At 30.2% G+C, this 6,487-nt stretch carries 6 protein-coding genes; 5 read left to right on the top strand and 1 reads right to left on the bottom strand.

Going from position 1 to position 6,487, the window contains the following annotated elements:
- A partial coding sequence (locus FMM56_RS04700; protein ID WP_150207911.1) for a cache domain-containing protein occupies positions 1–1,165 on the bottom strand: 1,165 nt, incomplete at its 3' end.
- A 220-nt stretch (positions 1,166–1,385) separates the two neighbouring features.
- On the opposite strand from FMM56_RS04700, the gene argC reads away from it, so the two are divergent.
- The 5 genes from argC to FMM56_RS04675 all read left to right on the top strand — a co-directional run.
- Positions 1,386–2,420 (top strand): N-acetyl-gamma-glutamyl-phosphate reductase, encoded by a 1,035-nt coding sequence (gene argC / locus FMM56_RS04695; protein WP_150139450.1) that lies wholly within the window; start codon positions 1,386–1,388, stop codon positions 2,418–2,420.
- Positions 2,421–2,429: 9 nt separating this feature from the next.
- Complete coding sequence (locus FMM56_RS04690; protein ID WP_150139448.1) at positions 2,430–2,876, top strand: GNAT family N-acetyltransferase; 447 nt, start codon at positions 2,430–2,432, stop codon at positions 2,874–2,876.
- Between the two features lie 9 nt (positions 2,877–2,885).
- Complete coding sequence (gene argB / locus FMM56_RS04685) at positions 2,886–3,737, top strand: acetylglutamate kinase (protein ID WP_150207909.1); 852 nt, start codon at positions 2,886–2,888, stop codon at positions 3,735–3,737.
- Positions 3,737–4,921 (top strand): aspartate aminotransferase family protein, encoded by a 1,185-nt coding sequence (locus FMM56_RS04680; protein ID WP_150207907.1) that lies wholly within the window; start codon positions 3,737–3,739, stop codon positions 4,919–4,921. Before argB ends, FMM56_RS04680 begins: the two co-directional genes overlap by 1 nt.
- Before the next feature lie 401 nt (positions 4,922–5,322).
- The coding region (locus FMM56_RS04675; RefSeq protein WP_190319016.1) for a cache domain-containing protein at positions 5,323–6,487 on the top strand (1,165 nt) is incomplete at its 3' end.

Genomic DNA, 6,487 nt, shown 5'->3' with positions numbered 1-6,487 from the left:
CATCAAAGGCATTTTGCACAAGAGCTGTGTCTTTATCTAAATTCTTTTTAGTTTTTTGTATGTTTTCGTTAATGGCGTGTGCAATTTCTCCTAATTCATCTTTGGAATGTACATTTATAGTATTTGCAGAATTTGACTTATAATTTAAATAATCAAAAAAGCTAAGTAAGCCTTGTTTAATGTGTTGTAAAGGCTTTAATACATAATTTGTCATCATGTAAATAGCAATACCTACAATTATAAGCATAATTAAAGATATTATAGTATTTTCAAAGGCTATTTTATTTATAGGTCCTTCAAAGCTATCAAGGGAGCGGGTTAAACAGCCCATAGAAGTAGAATTTCCTAAAAAGCCACAAACTCCCATTCTTTGTGTACCATTTGCCCTTCTATAATAAAAAGGCACTAAATTTCCATGTTCTTCTCTTGCTTTAGTTAGCATAGGAATATTTGGATTATCATTAAAAATTAAGCTTGCATCTGTTGATAAAAAGGTGATTTTATCTTCATCAAAGACAAACATTCTACCACCTCTTACCAATTGACCTATTTCATTAAACTCATTTTGTAAATCACTCAAGGTCATATCCACGCCTAAAACTGCTATTAATTTATTATTATTATAAATAGCCTTTGAATAAGTAATAACAGGCACTTTTGTATCTGAGTCTTGATAAACCTTAGTTTTGTAAACACCTTTTGTATTTAACGCACCCTTAAACCATTCTTCGTTCCTAGCATCATAACCTGTGTTATTGTTTGTGCCAGGTCCTTCTTCATAATAATTTACCCCATCTTTTTCTGAAAGACTATCAGAACCTATAAAGGCACCATTTTCAAAGCCTAAATATACGCCAAAGGCATGAGCGCCATCTTTATAAGGCTTTAACATATTCTTTGTAAATTCCTTTAAAGCATAAGTTGAATTTGCGTTTTTACTGATGTGATTGTAAATTTTTTCAACTAAAGCTATATTACTTGAATCAAAGCTACTTATCGTAGTTAAGGCCGCTGAAAGCGTGTCAGATTCTGATTGACCTCCTAGGTTAAACATTGCTTTTTTGCTTTGATAATACGAAAAACCAGATATAGCGGTAATACAGATAATTACTAAGGCTATAACTACTATAATTAGTTTGTTTTTAATACTTGCTACAATATTCATGTCTTAATCCTTAAAATGTAAATACTTGTTAAATTTTGATTATAGCTAAAATTAATTCAAAAAACAAGATAACAACATTTATCAAATGTTTTTAACTTGATTTAAGACTGATTAATTTTGTGAAAAAATATAATTTTTTTATGCATTTAAGCTTTTTTTGTTTTTAAACATACTAAAATAAAATTTTTTTTAAAATTTCATAAAATTTTAAGGATAGGCAATGAAATTAAGGGTTGGAGTTTTGGGTGCTAGTGGATATGTTGGAAATGAACTTATTCGCCTTTTATTGCGTCATAAAAATGTAGAAATCACTTACATAGGCTCACAAAATAATGTAGGAGAAAATTACGCTTCACTTTGTCCAAATACGCCCCTAAATTTAAGCTTTGAAAATGAAAATTTAGAAAGAGTAGCTGAAAAAATCGAACTTTTATTTTGTGCAACACCTCATAATTTTACAGCTTCAATTTTAAATGAAAATTTGCTTAAAAAAATAAAAATTATAGATTTAAGTGCTGATTATAGGCTTAAAGAAAGTTTAGATTATAAGCTTTGGTATGGCTTTGAACATAAGAATTTAAAGCTTTTAAAACAAGCAGTTTATGGGCTTTGTGAACTATATGAAAGGGATATTAAAAAGGCTAAATTTATAGCAAATCCGGGTTGTTACACGACTTGTTCTATTTTAAGTTTGTATCCTTTGATAAAAGAAAATTTAATAGATTTAAATTCTATTATAATTGATGCAAAAAGTGGAGTAAGCGGGGCAGGTAAGGGTGCCAAGATAGACAATTTATTTTGCGAGGTAAATGAAAATTTCAAAGCCTACGCCCTTACTTCTCATAGGCATACCCCAGAGATTGAAGAACATTTAAGCAAGGCTGCTAAGACAAAATTAACTTTGCAATTTAGTCCTCACCTTGTGCCTATGCAAAGAGGAATTCTAGCTACTTGCTATGCAAATTTAAAGACTGATTTAAGCGAAGAAAAACTAAGAAAAATTTATGAAAAGCATTATAAAAATAAGCCCTTTATTAGAATTTTGCCAAGTAAAATTTGGCCTCAAACTAGGTGGGTTAAAAATACGAATTTTGTGGATATAAATTTTTGTATAGACAAAAGGACTAAAAAAGTTTTAGTAGTTGGTACGCTTGATAATTTAATTAAAGGTGCTTCAGGACAGGCTGTTCAAAATATGAATTTAATGTATGGCTTTGATGAATGCGAGGGGCTTGATAATTTAGCAAATTTATAAGGACAAACAATGGATATTAGACCTATGCAAAAAGATGATTATGATGGAGTTTATAAGCTTTGGTGCGAGATTAAGGGATTTGGGCTTAGAAGTATTGATGATAGCAAAGAAAACATAAGTCGTTTTTTAGACAGAAACCCAAATTTAAGCGTGGTGGCCGAAGAAAACAGGCAAATAATAGGTTCTATTCTTTGTGGGCATGATGGAAGAACGGGTGGTTTTTACCATGTTTGCGTTCATCCAAATCATAGAAAAAAAGGAATAGCACACGCAATGACTAGATTTTGTCTAAATGCCTTGAAAGAAGAAAATATTAATAAAATTGCCCTTATTGCCTTTAAAAGCAATGACTTAGGGAATGAATTTTGGAAGCATTATGGTTTTACTTTAAGAGAGGATGCAAATTATTATGATTGGTCCTTAAATGAAAATAATCAAACAAATTTCAATCATTAAGGCTAGATTATGGAAAAATATTTAGAAAAAGCTAGTGTTTTAATACAGGCCCTGCCTTATATAAGAAAATTTAATTCTAAGATTATTTTAATTAAATATGGTGGATCTGCTATGGAAAATGAGGACTTAAAACGTTGCGTTATGCAAGATATAGCCCTTTTAAAGCTAGTTGGCTTAAAGCCCGTGATTGTCCATGGTGGAGGTAAGGATATATCAAATTTATGCTCAAAACTTGGCATAAAAAGTGAATTTAAAAATGGACTTAGGATAAGCGATGATGAAACAACTGCCATTGCTGAAATGGTATTAAATCGCATAAATAAAGGACTAGTACAAAACTTAGAATATCTTGGCGTAAAAGCAATAGGCATTTGTGGCAAGGATGGAGGGCTTTTAAAATGCGTTAAAAAGGATGAAAATTTAGGCTTTGTAGGAAAGATTGAAAGTGTAAATATCCAAATTTTAAAAGAACTTTTAGAAAAAGATTTTTTACCTATAATTGCACCTTTGGGAATGGATGATAATTTAAATACTTATAATATTAATGCTGATGATGTAGCCTGTGAGGTTGCTAAGGCTTTAAAGGCTGAAAAACTTGCATTTTTAAGCGATATTGAAGGACTTTATGAAGATTATAACGATAAAAATTCTTTAATTTCTCGTATTGGCACTAAAAAGGCAAGGGAATTAATTAATAAAATTCAAGGTGGGATGCTAGTAAAATTAAACTCTTGCATAGATGCTTGTGAAAATGGGGTTAGACGCGTACATATCTTAGATGGACGCGTAAAACATGGTTTGTTGCTTGAAATTTTTACAGATGAGGGCATTGGCACCTTAGTAGTACAAGAAGGACAATAATGAATTATAAAGATGAAAGCCACTTAATAGGCACTTATAAGAAATTTCAAATTGTTTTAAAAAGAGGCGATGGGGTTTATTTATTTGATGAAAACGACAAAAAATATTTAGATTTTTCAAGTGGAATAGGCGTTTGTGGGCTTGGCTACAATAATATTTATTTTAATAATGCCTTAAAATCACAAATTGATAAGTTAATCCATACAAGCAATCTTTATTATCACGAAAATATAGCAATGGCAGCTACAAATTTAGCCAAAGCAAGTGGTCTTAAAAGTGTGTTTTTTACAAATTCAGGCACAGAAGCCATTGAAGGGGCTATGAAGGCAGCTAGAAGATATGCTTATAATAAGGGCATTAAGGGTGGAGAATTTATAGCCTTTGAAAATTCCTTTCATGGAAGAACCCTTGGGGCCTTAAGCTTAACAGCCACAAAGACTTACAAAAAGCCATTTAAGCCACTTATTAAGGGTGTGAAATTTACTAAATTTAATGATATAAAAAGCGTTAAAAAATTACTTAGCAAAAAAACTTGTGCCATAATCTTAGAAAGCGTTCAAGGCGAAGGTGGCATAAGAGTGGCTCAAAAAGAATTCTATCAAGATTTAAGAAAGCTTTGCGATAAAAAAGATTTAGTATTAATAGCCGATGAAATTCAATGTGGAATGGGGCGAAGTGGGAAATTTTTTGCCTTTGAGTATGCTGATATAAGACCTGATATTCTTGCAAGTGCAAAGGCTTTAGGTTGTGGGCTAAGTGTTGGGGCCTTTGTTTTAAATGAAAGGATTAGCAAGGATTCTTTAATGTTAGGCGACCATGGAAGTACTTATGGAGGAAATCCGCTAGCTTGTGCTGCTATAAATGCTGTGTTTGATATATTTTCAAGTGAAAACATACTTAAAAATGTACAAGTTCTAACTCCTATTTTAGAAAATAAACTAGATAGCTTAAAGGCTAAATTTAGCTTTATTAAAAGCAGACAGGGTTTGGGCTTTATGCAAGGATTAAGCTTTGATAATAGGGTAAATGTTTCAGATATTTTAAGCAAGTGCCAAGAAAAAGGACTTTTGCTTTTAAAATGTGGACAAAATGACCTTCGCTTTTTACCACCACTTATTAGCAAAGAAGAACACATTAATAAAATGAGTGAAATTTTAGAAGCTGTTTTAAGGGAAGTTGAGTGAGTTTATAAGCTAAATTTAAAAACACGTCTATCTTAAAAACTTATATCCTAGAAATAAAACTCAAACTAAATAAATTTTAATACTTTATGATATAGAGATAAGTTTACCACAATAGAAGGTTTTAGTAAGGAAATTTTTCAATAAATTGTTAATAAAATTTAAAATTTCATTCCTATAAAAAAGTAACAAGAAGATTATTAGCTATAAATTATAAATTTCACTACAAAGTCATATTTAGCTTAGTAACGTAAGATATGCTGTTTTTAAGTTATGGTAAATATCACTTATATAGCTATAATTATCTTAAAATAATAAATTTAATTTTTATTATTTATAATTAAATTATTATTTAAGTTTATTATAATATAATGTGAAATTTTAATTTATTTTAAGGATTGTCAATGAGCTCACTATCAATCGGTAAAAAACTTTCTTGTTTTATTTTACTTATTATGGTATTTGTGTTAGGTGTAGTTACGATTTTTAACTATAAACTAACTGCTAATGAGGTTAGGTCTTTGTTTAAAGCGATTCAGCAAGAAGCACTTGTAGCTTCATTTACTACGATTAATATCACAATGAACATAGAAGCTAATCAACATTTAAAGGCTATAGTTAAAGAACTTGAAAAGCTTGATAAATACAATGTGGTTGGTCAAAGAGAGATTTTATTTAAAGCTTCTGAGTTGATTAAGTATCCAGCTTTATATATAGTGTATGAAGATGACGGGGCTGTTATCTTGCAAGATTATGATGAAAATAAGCCAAATACTTATCTATCTCCAAATTTTAATAATACTCCAGGGGATGATTGGAGACAAAGGGATTGGTATGTAAAAACTAAGCAAAAAAATACAGGTATTACAACCTCAGTTTATACTTCAAAAAGTGGAATTCATGCTGGTAAATTGCTTTCAACGGTGACTATGCCCTTAATAAAAAATGGAAAATTTATAGGTGTTTTAGGTGTGGATATTTTCGTACATGACTTTCAAAAACGTTTTGAAAATTTTGAAACCTCTATATTGCCTAGCTTAGATATTTATTTAACAGATGATACAGGTAGAATTTTTTCTCACAAGGACCCAAAAATCGTAGAAAATACGAATTTATATCCTCAAGAAATTAAACTGCTTGAAGAATTAAAAACAAAAAAAGAGGGCGAATTTATATACATCGATACTAATGGCTTTGAAAGACTTGGCTTTTATAAGCAATTTCCTTTTGGCTGGACTGTGGTAAGTGCTGCTAAGATTAAAGATTACACAGATAAAACAAATTCAGACCTTTTTTACACCGTTGGTGTATCAGTTGTTATGCTAGTTATTGCTATCTTATTGATTTATTATATTATCAATAAGATAGTAGGTTGGAGACTTCCTATTTTAGTAACCTCTTTAAATACTTTTTTTAAATTTTTAAATCATGAAAATGTTACCATTCATCCTATTAAAATAAAGGCTAAAGATGAATTAGGGGCTATTGGAGAGCTTATAAATGAAAATGTTGAAAAAACTAAAAAGAATTTAGATAAAGACACAGCTCTTGTGCAAAATGCCTTTGATG

The sequence above is a fragment of the Campylobacter sp. LR264d genome (assembly GCF_008633895.1).
GTDB lineage: Bacteria > Campylobacterota > Campylobacteria > Campylobacterales > Campylobacteraceae > Campylobacter_D.
Note: the sequence above shows the minus strand (reverse complement) of the source record. Positions and strands in the feature narration are given on the sequence as shown.